The organism is Ancylobacter oerskovii (assembly GCF_018390555.1).
Classification (GTDB): domain Bacteria; phylum Pseudomonadota; class Alphaproteobacteria; order Rhizobiales; family Xanthobacteraceae; genus Ancylobacter; species Ancylobacter oerskovii.
On record NZ_JAHBGB010000031.1, the window covers coordinates 66,920 to 79,499 of the forward strand.

Consider the following 12,580-nt stretch of genomic DNA (forward strand, 5'->3'; position numbering starts at 1 on the left):
GAGCGAGCGCGGCGACTGGCGCGGGCGTGGCGCGGGCAGCCCCGCGCCGCCCCGGCCTGCCGCTGGCGCTGCTGCTTCTCGCCGCGGGAGCCGCCCTGTTCGCCGTCAATCTGTCCCGCATCGGCGTCGAGCACTGGCCGTCCATCTGGCACGAACCGGACCTCGACGATCTGGCGACCGTCCGCATTCACTACACCCTGCTTCCCCGGCTGGTGGCGGCGCTGTGCGCCGGCCTGCTGCTCGGCCTGAGCGCGGTGCTGCTGCGCCAGGCGCTCAACAATCCGCTGGCGGAAGCCGGGACGCTCGGCGTCTTCGCGGCCGCCCGCGCCAGCAGCGCCGCGACGCTGGTCTGGCTGCCGGGCTTTGCCGCCGGCTTCTTCCTGCCGGCCCTGGCGGGCGCCGGCCTTGCCATCGGCATCACGCTGCTGCTCTCCGCCCGCGCGGGGCTGGCGCCGCTGCGGCTGGTCCTCAACGGCCTCGTGCTGTCGCTCTGCCTCGATGCCTTCACCAGCCTCGTCATCCTCGTGCATTTCGAGGAAATCGGCGAATTGCTGGTCTGGCAGGCCGGCTCGCTCACACAGGACAATTGGGCGGGTGCGCGCCTGTTGGCGCTCGCCGTGCTCGCCGCCGGCGCCGGCGCGCTGCTGTTGCGCCGGCCGTTGGCCCTGCTCGAGCTCGGCGACGAGGCGATGCGGGCTCTCGGCCTGTCGCCGGCCTTGTTGCGGCTCGCGGTGATCGCGCTGGCGCTGTTGCCGGCGGCGCTGGTCTGCGCCGAGCTCGGCATTCTCGGCTTCGTCGGCCTCGCCGGCGCGGCGCTGGCCGACCTGTCGGGCGCCCGGCGTCCGGGCCAGTACCTGCTCGCCGCCCCGCTGCTCTCGGCCGGGCTGCTGCTCGTCACCGACCAGACGACGCTGCTGCTGTCCGGCGCCATCGACATTCCCGCCGGGACGGTGACCGCCCTGCTCGGGGCGCCGCTGCTCGTCGTGCTGCTCGGCCGCCTGCCGCGCGCCACGGCCTCGCGCACGGCGCTACCGCCGACGGCGCATCGCCGCCGCCATGGCGGCCGCGTGCTGGTGCTGGCCGCCGTCGCGCTGGCGCTGGCAACGCTGCTTGGCCTCTCGGTCGGCCGGCTGCCGGAAGGTTTCACCCTCGCCACGGGCGCCGACTGGTGGGAGCTGCTCCCCTGGCGCTGGCCCCGCCTCGCCGCGGCAGGCGCCGCCGGGGGCATGCTCGCCGTGGCCGGTTGCCTGATGCAGCGGCTCACCGGCAATCCGCTGGCCAGCCCGGAGCTCACCGGCGTCTCCTCCGGTGCCGCGCTCATCATGATCCCGGCGGTCCTTTTGCTGCCACCGATGGGGCGCAACGAGGCGATGCTGCTCGCCGGTCTCGGCGCGCTCGCCATGATGGCGCTGTGCCTGCGCCTCGCCGGCCGCTCCGGCCTGGCGCCCGAGCGGCTGCTGCTCACCGGCGTCGCCGTGAGCGCGCTGGCCGGCTCGGTGCTGTCGGTCGCCATGGTGTTCGGCGATCCCCGGCTGGCGCGGCTGCTCGGCTGGCTGTCCGGCTCGACCTATGCCGTGCGCCCCGCCGATGCGCTCCTCGCCCTCGCAATGCTGGCGCTCGCCGCCGCGGCGCTGCCGCTGCTGCATCGCTGGCTCATGCTGCTGCCGCTCGGCGCGGCCACGGCCGGCGCGGCGGGGCTCGGCGTGGGCCGCGCCCGCTTTGTGCTGGTGGTGCTGACCGCGGCGCTGACCGCCGGCGCGACGCTCATCGTCGGACCCGTCAGCTTCATCGGCCTGCTGGCGCCGCACCTCGCCCGCCGCGCCGGCCTCGCGACGCCCCTTGCCGAAACCCTCGGCGCCCTGCTCGGCGGCGCCACGCTGATGATGCTTGCCGATCTCCTGGCCCGCACGCTGGCCTTTCCCTGGGACGCGCCGGCCGGGCTGGTCGTCACCGTGCTCGGCGCGCTCGGCTACGGGCTGATGATGGGGCGGCGATGATCCCGGAGCTGGCGCCTCTGTTCCGCGGGCCGCTGGAGGAGATCGGCGCGACGCTGTTCGTCGATGACGGCACGGCACCGCGCGACAGCCTCGCCGCCCTCCTCGCCGCCGATCGCCTCGCCGCCGAACTCGCCCGCTTCGCCGCGCGCTATGCCGAGCCGGAGCCGCGGGCGGTGGCCTCGCAATGGTCGAAACTGTATTTCACCCGGCTCGCGGTGCCGGCGATGGTGGCGGCGATCGCCGCCGACTGGCGGCTGCCGCTGGCGCCGGAGCGGCTCGGCGTCGTGCTGGACGGGCAAGGCGGAATCGCCGCCTTCTCGCTGCCGCACGCCGGTGCGGCGCAGCCGGCGGCACAGGCGAGGCAGCGCTTCGGCTTTCTCGTCGACGCGCATCTGCCGCTCGTCGTCGACAGTCTCGCGCGGGCCAGCGGGCTGAGCCGCCGGGTGCTGTGGAGCAATGCCGGCAACCTGATCGAGACGGTGGTCGAGCGCTGCGCAGAGCTTCTCGGCGACGAACATCCCGGCGTCAGGCATGGGCGGGAGTTGCTGGCCGGCCGGCGCTTCGCCGAGGGCGACGCCAATCCGCTGTTCGAGCCAGTCCGCTACATGGCGGACGGCACCCGGCTGCGCCGCGTCTGCTGCATCCGCTACCTCATCCCGGCGCTCGCCTATTGCAAGACCTGCCCGCTCGAGCGGTAGCGCAGCCGGCCCGACAACGAGGCGGAACCGGGCATGGGCAGCTCAGACGCCCTGGATCCCGGCGCGCGGGTCGGCCGGGCGCAGCAACGGGCGCAGCGCCGCCTGAATCCGCCGCATCGTCGGAAGATAGAGCCCGGGCATCTCCGCCGCCGCGACCTGCGCGGCCGAGGCGCCGATATTGAGCGCCGCCACCACGCGCCCGCTTATGTCGGCGAGCGGCACGGCGATGGAGCAAAGCCCCAGTTCGAGCTCCTGGTCGACGACGGCGTAGCCTTGCTCGCGCACGCGCCGGCATTCGGCCATGACGGCCTCCTCGGTGGTCAGCGTGAACGGGGTGAAAGGCTGCAGCTGCGAGCGTTGCAGCAGCGCATGCGCCTCCGCCTCCGGCAGCGAGGCCAGCAGCACCCGGCCCATGGAGGCGCACCAGGCCGGAAGCCGCGAACCGGGCGTCAAATTGATCGACATCACCCGCTTCTGCGCCGCGCGGGCGATATAGAGAATCTCGGTTCCCTCCAGCACGCTGGCCGAGGCGCTCTGGCGCACCTCCTCGGAAAGCGCGTCGAGATGCGGCTGGATCAGCCGCGGCAGCGGCGTCGCCGCCAGATAGGCATGCCCGAGCCGCAGGATCTTCGGTGTCAGCTCGAAATGCTTGCCGTCATGGCGGGCATAGCCCAGCTCGACCAGCGTGAGCAGGCAGCGCCGCGTGGTCGCCCTGTCGAGCCCGGTGGCCTCGGAGAGGCGGGTGATCGTCATCTGGGGAGACGCGGCGTCGAAGGCCTCGATGACCTGCAGCCCCTTGGCGAAGCCACCGACGAAATCAGTCTGCTTCATCGCCATCTCCATTGTGCGGTATATGAACAAATATCAAATAACGCACAAATATCTTGCTGTCGATCCCCGCGGCTTCTATCCCTTGCAGCAGGCGCCCCGGAACAATGAGGGCGCCGGCTCCAGGGAGCGACGTCGTGGATAAGCGGGTGCGAAGCCTCGCGGAGGCGGTGTCCGGCATCGAAAGCGGTGCCAGCGTGATGATCGGCGGCTTCGGCGGCTCCGGCGCGCCGATCGAGCTGATCCACGCGCTGATCGACCGCCGGCCGCGGGATCTCACCGTCATCAGCAACAATGCCGGCACCGGGCGGATCGGCCTCGCGGCGCTGATCGATGCCGGGCTGGTCGCCAGGATGATCTGCTCCTTCCCGCGCTCTTCCGATCCGCGTGCCTTCACGCAGAAATTTCTGGCGGGCGAGATCGCGCTCGAACTGGTGCCGCAGGGCACGCTCGCCGAGCGCATTCGCGCCGGCGGGGCCGGCATTCCCGCCTTCTACACCCCCACCGCCTACGGAACCGAGCTCGCCGACGGCAAGGCGATCGCCGAGTTCGACGGCCGCCCCTATGTCCGGGAACGCTGGCTCAAGGCCGATTTCGCGCTGGTGAAGGCACATCGCGGCGACCCCCTGGGCAACCTCACCTATGACAAGGCGGCGCGCAATTTCGGCCCGCTCATGTGCATGGCGGCGACCACCACCATCGTCCAGGTGTCGCATCTCGTCCCGGCCGGTGGCATCGATCCCGAGGCCGTCGTCACTCCCGGCATCTTCGTGGACCGGGTGGTCGAGGTCGCCGCTCCCCGTCAGGAGGAAGAGCTGGTCAGGGCCGAGGCACGCTACGCATGAGCATCGAGACCCAGCCGGATCGCAGGCTTTCCAACGCCCAGATCGCCTGGCGGGCGGCGCAGGACATCGCCGACGGCGCCTATGTGAACCTCGGCATCGGCTTCCCGGAAATGGTGGCGCGCTATCAGCCGCCCGGCCGCGAGGCGATCTTCCACACCGAGAACGGCATCCTCAATTTCGGCGCCCCTCCCGCGCCGGGCGCGGAGGACTGGAACCTGATCAATGCCGGCAAGAAGGCGGTGACGCTGAAGCCGGGCGCCGCCTTCTTCCACCACGCCGACAGCTTCGCCATGGTGCGCGGCGGCCATCTCGACGTCGCGATCCTCGGCGCCTACCAGGTGTCCGAGAATGGCGACCTCGCCAATTGGCGGGTCGGCGACAGCGGCGTGCCGGCGGTGGGCGGCGCGATGGACCTGGTGCATGGCGCCCGGCAGGTCTTCGTCGTCACCGAGCACCTGACGAGGACCGGCGAGCCGAAGCTCGTGGAGCGTTGCAGCTTTCCGCTCACCGGCGTCGCCTGCGTCACCCGCATCTATACCAGCCATGCCGTGGTCGACATCGCCGGAGGGCGCTTCGTCCTGCGCGAGAAGCACCCGGGCCTGTCCTTCGACGCGCTGCAGGCGATCACCGGCGCCCGGCTGCATGTCGACGGCCCGGTGGGCGATCTCGTCGTACCCGAGCTGTGAGGTAGCCGCGCATGGCCGAGGCCTTCATCTGCGATTATCTGCGCACCCCCATCGGCCGCTTCGGCGGCGCGCTCGCCTGCGTCCGCGCCGATGATCTCGGCGTCGTTCCGCTCCGAGCGCTGATGGCGAAGCACGCCACTCTCGATTGGGAGGCGGTGGACGACGTGGTCTTCGGCTGCGCCAACCAGGCCGGGGAGGACAATCGCAACGTCGCGCGCATGTCCGCCCTGCTCGCCGGGTTCCCGGCGAGCGTGCCCGGCACCACCATCAACCGGCTGTGCGGCTCGGGCATGGACGCCGTGCTCACCGCGGCGCGCGCGATCAAGGCCGGCGAGGCGGAACTCGTCGTCGCCGGCGGCGTCGAGAGCATGAGCCGCGCGCCCTTCGTACTGCCCAAGGCGGAGAGCGCCTTCCCGCGCAGCGCGGAGATCCACGACACCACCATCGGCTGGCGCTTCGTCAACCCGCTGATGAAGGCGCAATACGGCGTCAATTCCATGCCGGAGACCGGCGACAACGTCGCCATCGATTATGGCATCTCGCGCGAGGACCAGGACGCCTTCGCGCTGCGCAGCCAGCAAAGGGCGGAGGCGGCGCAGGCGAGCGGCCGGCTGGCGCGGGAGATCGCCCCGGTGGTGCTGCCGCCGAAAAAGGGCACCCCCCTCACGGTCGAGCGCGACGAGCATCCGCGCGCCACCAGCCTCGAGGCGCTGGCGACGCTGAAGCCGATCAATGCCGGAGCGGGCGCCACCGTCACCGCCGGCAACGCCTCCGGCGTCAATGACGGGGCGGCAGCGCTCATCCTCGCCTCGGAAGCAGCGGCCAGGGCGCACGGGCTCACGCCGATCGCCCGCGTCCTCGGCGGAGCGACCGCCGGCGTCGCGCCGCGCGTGATGGGCATCGGCCCGGCGCCGGCGAGTCGCAGGCTGCTGGACCGGCTCGGCCTGACGCCCGACCAGTTCGACGTCGTCGAGCTCAACGAGGCCTTCGCCGCGCAGGCCCTCGCCACGCTGCGCCTCCTCGGCCTCGCCGACGACGATCCGCGCGTGAACCGCAATGGCGGCGCCATCGCGCTCGGCCATCCGCTCGGCATGTCGGGCGCGCGCCTCGCCGGCACCGCGGCGCTGGAGCTCGGCCTTGCGGGAGGGCGCCTGGCGCTCGCCGCCATGTGCATCGGCGTCGGCCAGGGCATCGCGATGGCGCTGGAACGGATCTAGCGACGCACCAAACAGGGGAGACCAGGATGGAACGCCGCATCTACGTGTTGAACGGCCCGAACCTCAACCTCCTCGGCCAGCGCGAGCCGGCCATCTACGGCACCACGACCCTGGCGCAGATCGCGGAGCGCTGCGCCGCCAAGGCCGGCGCGCTGGGCTTCGAGGTCGAGTTCCGCCAGACCAATTTCGAGGGCGAGCTGGTCGAAAGCGTGCAGCAGGCACGCGGGGAAGCCTGCGGCATCGTCATCAATCCGGCGGGCTACACCTTCACCTCGGTGGCGCTCATGGACGCGCTGAAGATGTTCGACGGCCCCAAGATAGAGCTGCACATCTCCAACGTGCATGCGCGCGAGAGCGTCTACCACAAATCGCTGATCTCGCCGGTGGTGACGGGCATCGTCATCGGCTTCGGCGCCAAAGGCTACGAGCTGGCCATCGAGGCGATGGCCGGCATGGCGGGTTGAGCGCGCGATCCGGCGGGAGCGAGGTCAATGACGCAGCATCCGCATCACCGTGTCGATCGCCGTCTGCCGGCGTTGCGGCAGGATGTCCGGCGCCCCCATGTCGTGGCCGAAGACCTGGCGGATGCTCGCGCGGTTCGACACGTTGTAGAAGCTGAGCGCGCTGATGGTCAGGTGGATGTCGAGCGCCTCGAGGCCCGGCCGGAACAGGCCGGCGGCGACGCCGCCCTCGTAGATCTCCCGGATCACGTCGATGATCGACAGGTTGAGCGTGGCGATCTTGGTCGATGTGGCGAGATGGCGGGCATGGTGGATGTTCTCGATCATCACCATGCGCACGAAATCGGGATTGTCGGCGTGGTAGTCGAAGGTGAAGCCGGCGAGCTTCGCCATCGCCTCGTCCGGCGGCAGCGCGCCGAGGTCGAGGCCGCGCTCGAAACGGCGGATGCGGTCGTACATCTCCTCGATGACGGCGCGGTACAGCCCCTCCTTGTCGCCGAAGTAATAATAGATCATCCGCTTGCTGGTCGCCGTCTTGGCGGCGATCTCGTCGACCCGTGCCCCGCTCAGCCCGTGCTCGACGAACTCGATGCGCGCGGCCTCGAGGATGCTGCGCCGGACGCCTTCGGGATCCTGCGTCCAGGAAGGCGATTTCCGGTCGGGCCGCGGCGCCGTGTCTGTCTTTTCCATCGCAACACCAAGAGGAACGCGGGCAAGCGCGGCGGCCGGTCGAAATGTACCGTCCGGTCCATTCCGCTTGACCAAATGAACCAACTGGTACAATTTACCACCCGCCGAAAACATCGTGCAAGTCGCGCCGCCCCGTCGCGCGGTCCTGCGCGGCTCCGTGCCTGCCGAGCCGCCCGCAGAGGCGCCGGGACGATGAAAGCGGACCGACCCGCAGAAGGTCGGCTGTCGAGGAAACGCCATGAACTACGTGCTCGATTTCACCCCCGTCCTTGACGGGCTGCCGGATCTGCTTGTCGGCTGCCTCGGCACCCTGCTGCTGGCACTGGGCGGGATGGCGATCGCCATCGTCATCGGCATTGGCGGGGTGGTGCTGCGCGATTCCCGCTACAAGGCGGTGCGCTGGGCGGTGAAAGGCTTCGTCGAGCTGATCCGCAACACGCCGTTCCTGGTGCAGATCTACTTCATCTATTTCGCGCTGCCGCTGGCCGGCATGCGGCTCGACCCGACCCCGACCGCCATCCTCGCCCTCGGCATCAATGGCGGCGCCTACGCCATCGAGATCATCCGCGGCGGGGTGCAGTCGATCAGCCGCGGCCAGGTCGAGGCGGGCCTGGCGCTGGGGCTGCACAAGGGCCTGGTGTTCCGGCTGATCGTGCTGAAACCGGCGCTGCGGGCGGTTTTCCCCTCGCTGGCCAGCCAGTTCATCCTGCTCACCCTCACCACCAGCGTCGCCTCGGCGATCTCAGCCTTCGAGCTGACCTCGGTGGCGCAGCGCATCGAATCCGAGAGCTTCCGCAGCTTCGAGGTCTTCGGGACCATCACCCTGCTCTATCTCGGCATTTCCTGGCTGATGATGAGCTTCTTCTCGACGATCTCCGCCCGCTTCTTCAGCTATCCGGTCAAGTGAGGAGAAAATGGGCGTCGGCGAGTTCCTGTTCCTCCTCACCGGCCTGAAATGGACGCTCGCCTTGTCGGCGATCGGCTTCCTGTGCGGCTCGGCCGGCGGGCTGGCCATCGCGCTCATGCGGACATCGGGCGTCCGCGCGCTGGAGCGCCTGACCGGGGGATACATCGCCCTGTTCCAGGGCACGCCGCTGCTGATGCAGCTCTTCGTCGTCTATTACGGGCTGGCGCTGGGCGGCCTGCACTTGAGCGCCTGGGTGGCGGTCTCCATCGGCTTCACGCTGCATGCCAGCGCCTATCTCGGCGAGATCTGGCGCGGCTCCATCGAGGCGGTGCCGCGCGGCCAGACCGAGGCCGCCAGCGCCCTCAACCTCGGCTATGCGGCCCGCATGAAGGACGTGGTGCTGCCGCAGGCGATCCGCATCTCGCTGCCGGCGACCATCGGCTTCCTGGTGCAGCTCATAAAGGGCACCTCGCTCGCCTCCATCGTCGGTTTCACCGAGCTCGCACGGGCCGGCAACATCGTGTCGAACCAGATCTTCCAGCCGCTCCTCGTCTTCGGGGTCGTCGGCATCCTCTACTTCCTGATGTGCTGGCCGCTGTCGCTCTACGGCTCGCATCTGGAGCGTCGTTTCGCCGTCGCCACGCGCTGACGGCGCAATCCCGGAAGAAACGAAGAACGCCACCGATCAAAGGGAGAGAAACATGATCCGCATCACGCCCACCCGCCGCCTCGCTCTGGCGGCCCTCGTCGCGGCGCTGGCGCTGCCCGCGCTCGCCGGCCGTCCCGCCGCCGCCATCACCCCGGAGGAGATCAAGGCGCGGGGCAAGATCATCGTCGGCATCCAGGGCGACAACCCGCCCTGGGGCTTCGTGACCAGCGACGGCAAGCAGGACGGCTTCGACGCCGACATCGCCCGGCTCTACGCCAAGCAGCTGGGCGTGGAGGTGGAATTCATGCCGCTGGAGGTGAACAACCGCATCCCGGCCCTGACTTCCGGCCGCGTCGACGTGCTGTTCGCCACCATGGCGATGCTGCCGGAGCGCGCCAAGGCGGTGCAGTTCAGCAAGCCCTATGTCGCCAATGCCATCGTGCTGATCGCGCCGAAGTCGGTCGAGGTGAAGACCAATGCCGACATGGCCAAGCTCTCGATCGGCGTCGCCAAGGGAGCCGCCCAGGATACGCAGGTGACGAAGAACGCCCCCGCCGGCACCGTCATCCGCCGCTATGACGGCGACGCGCCGAGCATCCAGGCGCTGGCGTCGGGCCAGGTGCAGGCGCTGGGCGGCAACATCTTCTACCTGCAGCGCGTCGAGCAGGCGCGCCCGGGCGAGTTCGAGAACAAGCTGGAGTTCCAGAAGCTCTACAACGGCGCCTGCACCCGCCTCGGCGAGAAGGAGCTCAACGCCTCGATCAACGCCTTCATCGACAGGATCAAGGCCGATGGCGAGCTGCAGAAGCTCTACGACAAGTGGATGAAGGTGCCGGTGCACCAGTTCCCCGACAGCCTCGACGGCGTGCCGTTCTCGGCAAGCTGACGCGAGCGGGAGCCCGGGCCATGACGAAGCATGCAGTCCTCGCCGGCGCGGCCACGACGGAGCCCATGATCGTCATGGCCGCGGTCGAGAAATGGTATGGCGGGTTCAGGGCGCTGGCCGACATCAACCTCACGGTCCGGCGGGGCGAAAGGATCGTCCTGTGCGGGCCGTCGGGGTCCGGCAAGTCGACGCTGATCCGCTGCATCAACCATCTGGAGGCCTACCAGAAGGGAGAGATCCGCGTCGGCGGCACCCGCCTCGGCGACGACGGCCGCAGCATCGAGGCGGTACGCCGCGAGGTCGGCATGGTGTTCCAGCACTTCAACCTGTTCCCGCACATGACCGTGCTGGAAAACTGCATGCTGGCGCCGATGCGGGCACTGAAGCTGGGGCGCCGCGAGGCCGAGGCGACCGCGCGCGGCCTGCTCGAGCGCGTGCGGATCCTCGAGCAGGCCGACAAATATCCCGCGCAGCTCTCCGGCGGCCAGCAGCAGCGCGTCGCCATCGCCCGGGCCCTGTGCATGCGGCCGAGCGTGATGCTGTTCGACGAGCCGACCTCCGCCCTGGATCCCGAAATGGTCAAGGAGGTGCTGGACACCATGATCGCGCTGGCCGGGGAAGGGATGACGATGATCTGCGTCACCCACGAGATGGGCTTCGCGCGGCAGGTCGCCGACCGGGTCATCTTCATGGCCGAGGGCAGCATCGTCGAGGAGGCGCCGCCCGACACCTTCTTCACGCAGCCGCGCCACGAGCGCACGCGCAAGTTCCTTGGCGAGATCCTGCGCCCGCACTGAGGGGCGAAAGCGGAGTGACGACCATGCAGCCGCTGCGCATAGCCGTGATGGGGGCGGGACTGATCGGCCAGCGCCATATCGCGCAGGTGCGCGCCGCGCCGGAGACCCGGCTGTCGGCGGTCATCGACCCGGCGCCGGCGGGCCGGGAGGCGGCGGCACGGGCCGGCGTGCCCGGTTATCCGGCCTTCGCCGCCCTGCCGGCGGCGGAGCGGCCGGACGGCGTCATCGTCGCCACGCCGAACCGCCTGCATGTCGAGAATGCGCTGGAGCTGGTGGCCGCCGGCATCCCTGTGCTGGTGGAGAAGCCGATCGCCGACAGCGTCGCCGGCGCGCGACAGCTGGTGGAGGCGGCGGAGGCGGCGCGTGTGCCGCTGCTGGTGGGTCATCACCGGCGCCACAATCCGATCATCCGCAAGGCGCGGGAGGTGATCGAGAGCGGCCGTCTCGGCCGGCTGGTGATGCTGTCCGGCCAGTGCTGGCTGATCAAGCCGGACGCGTATTTCGACGTGGCATGGCGCCGCCAGGAGGGCGCCGGTCCGATCCTCGTCAATCTCATCCACGACATCGACCTGTTCCGCCATCTCGGCGGGGAGATCCTCGACGTGCAGGCGCGGATGTCGAACGCGGTGCGCGGCCATGCGGTCGAGGACAGCGCGGCGGTGCTGCTGCGTTTTGCCAATGGCGCCCTCGGCACGCTCAGCGTCTCGGATACGGCCGCGGCGCCGTGGAGCTGGGAGATGACGAGCGGCGAGAACCCGGCCTATCCGCGACAGGACGACGAGAGCTGCTGCCAGATCGCCGGCACGCACGGGTCCCTCAGCGTGCCGCAGCTCGATGTCTGGAGTTATCCCTCCCTGCGCAGCTGGTGGGAGCCGCTGGACCGCCAGCGGCTTCCCGTGGTGGCGGAGGATCCGCTGCGGCGGCAGGTCCGGCACTTCGCAGCCGTCATCCGCGGGGAGGAGACACCGCTGGTGTCCGGCCGCGAAGGGCTGGCGACGCTCAGGGTGATCGAGGCGATCGGGCATGCGACGCGCGGCGGCGGCACCGTCGCGCTCGCGGCCTGACGGGGAATCGAGACGCGACATGATCACCGGCACCACCAAGCTCATCGGCCATCTCGGTTTTCCGACCGAGAGCTTCAAGTCGCCGATGATCTACAATCCCTATTTCGAGCGCGAGGGCATCGATGCCCTCGTGGTGCCCATGGGCTGCCGAAGCGAGCACTACCCCGCCTTCCTCAAGCTGTTCTTCCAGCTGTCCAACGCGCTCGGCACGCTCGTCACCATGCCGCACAAGGTGATCACGCTGGCGCTGGTGGACGAGGCCTCGCCCACCGCCGCCATCGCCGGCGCCTGCAACGCGGTCCGGCGGGAGCGGGACGGCCGGCTCGTCGGCGACCTGTTCGACGGCGAGGGCTTCGTGCGCGGTCTGCGGCGCAAGGGCCGCGAGGCCGCCGGCGCCCGCGGGCTCGTCATCGGCGCCGGCGGCGTCGGCTCGGCCATCGCCGCCTCGCTCGCCAGGGCCGGCCTTGCCGAGATCGGCCTGTTCGACAGCGACGCGCAGGCGGCGGAAGGCCTCGGCCGGCGGCTGGTGCAGCACTATCCCGCTCTGCGGGTCGCCACCGGATCGAACGATCCCGCCGGCTACGACCTCGTCGTCAACGCCACCCCGCTCGGCATGCGGCCGGGCGATCCGCTGCCGGTCGACGTCACCCGCCTCTCGCCGTCCGCCTATGTCGGCGAGGTGGTGCTGGCGCAGGAGATCACGCCGTTCCTGGCGGCGGCGCGCGAGCGCGGCTGCGGCTTCCAGATCGGCACCGACATGCTGTTCGAGCAGATCCCCGCCTATCTCGAATTCTTCGGCTTGCCATCCACCACGTCGGACGACCTGCGCGCCGTCGCGCGCCTTGGCTGAAAGGA

General features: G+C 70.2%; 14 protein-coding genes. 12 read left to right on the plus strand and 2 right to left on the minus strand.

The window, feature by feature from the left end; genetic code table 11:
- Positions 1-26: 26 nt before the first annotated feature.
- On the plus strand, positions 27-1,997 hold the full coding sequence (gene fhuB, locus KHC19_RS13595) for a Fe(3+)-hydroxamate ABC transporter permease FhuB (protein ID WP_213352913.1): 1,971 nt from the start codon (positions 27-29) through the stop codon (positions 1,995-1,997).
- The gene (fhuF, locus tag KHC19_RS13600) at positions 1,994-2,695 is read left to right on the plus strand and encodes a siderophore-iron reductase FhuF (protein ID WP_213352914.1); all 702 of its coding nucleotides are present in this window, start codon (positions 1,994-1,996) and stop codon (positions 2,693-2,695) included. The genes fhuB and fhuF overlap by 4 nt, the downstream gene beginning before the upstream one ends.
- A 42-nt stretch (positions 2,696-2,737) precedes the next feature.
- Here fhuF and KHC19_RS13605 read toward each other — a convergent pair whose 3' ends face one another.
- Positions 2,738-3,526, minus strand: coding sequence for an IclR family transcriptional regulator domain-containing protein (locus KHC19_RS13605; protein ID WP_213352915.1), 789 nt, complete (start codon positions 3,524-3,526; stop codon positions 2,738-2,740).
- A 134-nt stretch (positions 3,527-3,660) separates the two neighbouring features.
- Here KHC19_RS13605 and KHC19_RS13610 point away from each other — a divergent pair, with 134 nt between their 5' ends.
- From KHC19_RS13610 to aroQ, 4 genes are read left to right on the plus strand one after another with little or no spacing between them, the layout of a single operon-like run.
- Positions 3,661-4,368: a 3-oxoacid CoA-transferase subunit A gene (locus KHC19_RS13610; RefSeq protein ID WP_213352916.1), complete on the plus strand. Its 708-nt coding sequence runs from the start codon at positions 3,661-3,663 to the stop codon at positions 4,366-4,368.
- A complete protein-coding gene (locus tag KHC19_RS13615) occupies positions 4,365-5,054 on the plus strand; it encodes a 3-oxoacid CoA-transferase subunit B (protein ID WP_213352918.1) in 690 nt (229 codons plus the stop codon). Before KHC19_RS13610 ends, KHC19_RS13615 begins: the two co-directional genes overlap by 4 nt.
- Positions 5,055-5,065: 11 nt before the next feature.
- The gene (gene pcaF / locus KHC19_RS13620; protein ID WP_213352919.1) at positions 5,066-6,271 is read left to right on the plus strand and encodes a 3-oxoadipyl-CoA thiolase; all 1,206 of its coding nucleotides are present in this window, start codon (positions 5,066-5,068) and stop codon (positions 6,269-6,271) included.
- A 26-nt stretch (positions 6,272-6,297) separates the two neighbouring features.
- Positions 6,298-6,735: a type II 3-dehydroquinate dehydratase gene (gene aroQ, locus KHC19_RS13625; RefSeq protein ID WP_213352920.1), complete on the plus strand. Its 438-nt coding sequence runs from the start codon at positions 6,298-6,300 to the stop codon at positions 6,733-6,735.
- Between the two features lie 24 nt (positions 6,736-6,759).
- Here the strand turns inward: aroQ and KHC19_RS13630 are convergent, their stop codons facing one another.
- Complete coding sequence (locus tag KHC19_RS13630; RefSeq protein ID WP_213352921.1) at positions 6,760-7,422, minus strand: TetR/AcrR family transcriptional regulator; 663 nt, start codon at positions 7,420-7,422, stop codon at positions 6,760-6,762.
- Positions 7,423-7,660: 238 nt separating this feature from the next.
- On the opposite strand from KHC19_RS13630, the gene KHC19_RS13635 reads away from it, so the two are divergent.
- The 6 genes from KHC19_RS13635 to KHC19_RS13660 all read left to right on the plus strand — a co-directional run bounded on the left by KHC19_RS13635 (position 7,661) and on the right by KHC19_RS13660 (position 12,575).
- The gene (locus KHC19_RS13635; RefSeq protein WP_213352922.1) at positions 7,661-8,329 is read left to right on the plus strand and encodes an amino acid ABC transporter permease; all 669 of its coding nucleotides are present in this window, start codon (positions 7,661-7,663) and stop codon (positions 8,327-8,329) included.
- Between the two features lie 7 nt (positions 8,330-8,336).
- Positions 8,337-8,978: an amino acid ABC transporter permease gene (locus KHC19_RS13640; RefSeq protein WP_213352923.1), complete on the plus strand. Its 642-nt coding sequence runs from the start codon at positions 8,337-8,339 to the stop codon at positions 8,976-8,978.
- Between the two features lie 52 nt (positions 8,979-9,030).
- On the plus strand, positions 9,031-9,864 hold the full coding sequence (locus KHC19_RS13645) for a transporter substrate-binding domain-containing protein (protein ID WP_213352924.1): 834 nt from the start codon (positions 9,031-9,033) through the stop codon (positions 9,862-9,864).
- 65 nt (positions 9,865-9,929) lie between these two features.
- The gene (locus tag KHC19_RS13650) at positions 9,930-10,661 is read left to right on the plus strand and encodes an amino acid ABC transporter ATP-binding protein (protein WP_213353071.1); all 732 of its coding nucleotides are present in this window, start codon (positions 9,930-9,932) and stop codon (positions 10,659-10,661) included.
- A 23-nt stretch (positions 10,662-10,684) separates the two neighbouring features.
- The gene (locus KHC19_RS13655; RefSeq protein ID WP_213352925.1) at positions 10,685-11,725 is read left to right on the plus strand and encodes a Gfo/Idh/MocA family protein; all 1,041 of its coding nucleotides are present in this window, start codon (positions 10,685-10,687) and stop codon (positions 11,723-11,725) included.
- A 19-nt stretch (positions 11,726-11,744) separates the two neighbouring features.
- Positions 11,745-12,575: a shikimate dehydrogenase family protein gene (locus KHC19_RS13660; protein WP_213352927.1), complete on the plus strand. Its 831-nt coding sequence runs from the start codon at positions 11,745-11,747 to the stop codon at positions 12,573-12,575.
- Positions 12,576-12,580 lie beyond the last annotated feature (5 nt).

Coding starts and splice junctions, on each gene's coding strand:
- KHC19_RS13640 (WP_213352923.1), top strand. CDS start 8,337: ATGGGCGTCGGCGAGTTCCTGTTCCTCCTCACCGGCCTGAAATGGACG.
- KHC19_RS13635 (WP_213352922.1), top strand. CDS start 7,661: ATGAACTACGTGCTCGATTTCACCCCCGTCCTTGACGGGCTGCCGGAT.
- aroQ (WP_213352920.1), top strand. CDS start 6,298: ATGGAACGCCGCATCTACGTGTTGAACGGCCCGAACCTCAACCTCCTC.
- KHC19_RS13645 (WP_213352924.1), top strand. CDS start 9,031: ATGATCCGCATCACGCCCACCCGCCGCCTCGCTCTGGCGGCCCTCGTC.
- KHC19_RS13615 (WP_213352918.1), top strand. CDS start 4,365: ATGAGCATCGAGACCCAGCCGGATCGCAGGCTTTCCAACGCCCAGATC.
- KHC19_RS13660 (WP_213352927.1), top strand. CDS start 11,745: ATGATCACCGGCACCACCAAGCTCATCGGCCATCTCGGTTTTCCGACC.
- pcaF (WP_213352919.1), top strand. CDS start 5,066: ATGGCCGAGGCCTTCATCTGCGATTATCTGCGCACCCCCATCGGCCGC.
- KHC19_RS13655 (WP_213352925.1), top strand. CDS start 10,685: ATGCAGCCGCTGCGCATAGCCGTGATGGGGGCGGGACTGATCGGCCAG.
- KHC19_RS13630 (WP_213352921.1), bottom strand. CDS start 7,422: ATGGAAAAGACAGACACGGCGCCGCGGCCCGACCGGAAATCGCCTTCC.
- KHC19_RS13650 (WP_213353071.1), top strand. CDS start 9,930: ATGATCGTCATGGCCGCGGTCGAGAAATGGTATGGCGGGTTCAGGGCG.
- fhuF (WP_213352914.1), top strand. CDS start 1,994: ATGATCCCGGAGCTGGCGCCTCTGTTCCGCGGGCCGCTGGAGGAGATC.
- KHC19_RS13605 (WP_213352915.1), bottom strand. CDS start 3,526: ATGAAGCAGACTGATTTCGTCGGTGGCTTCGCCAAGGGGCTGCAGGTC.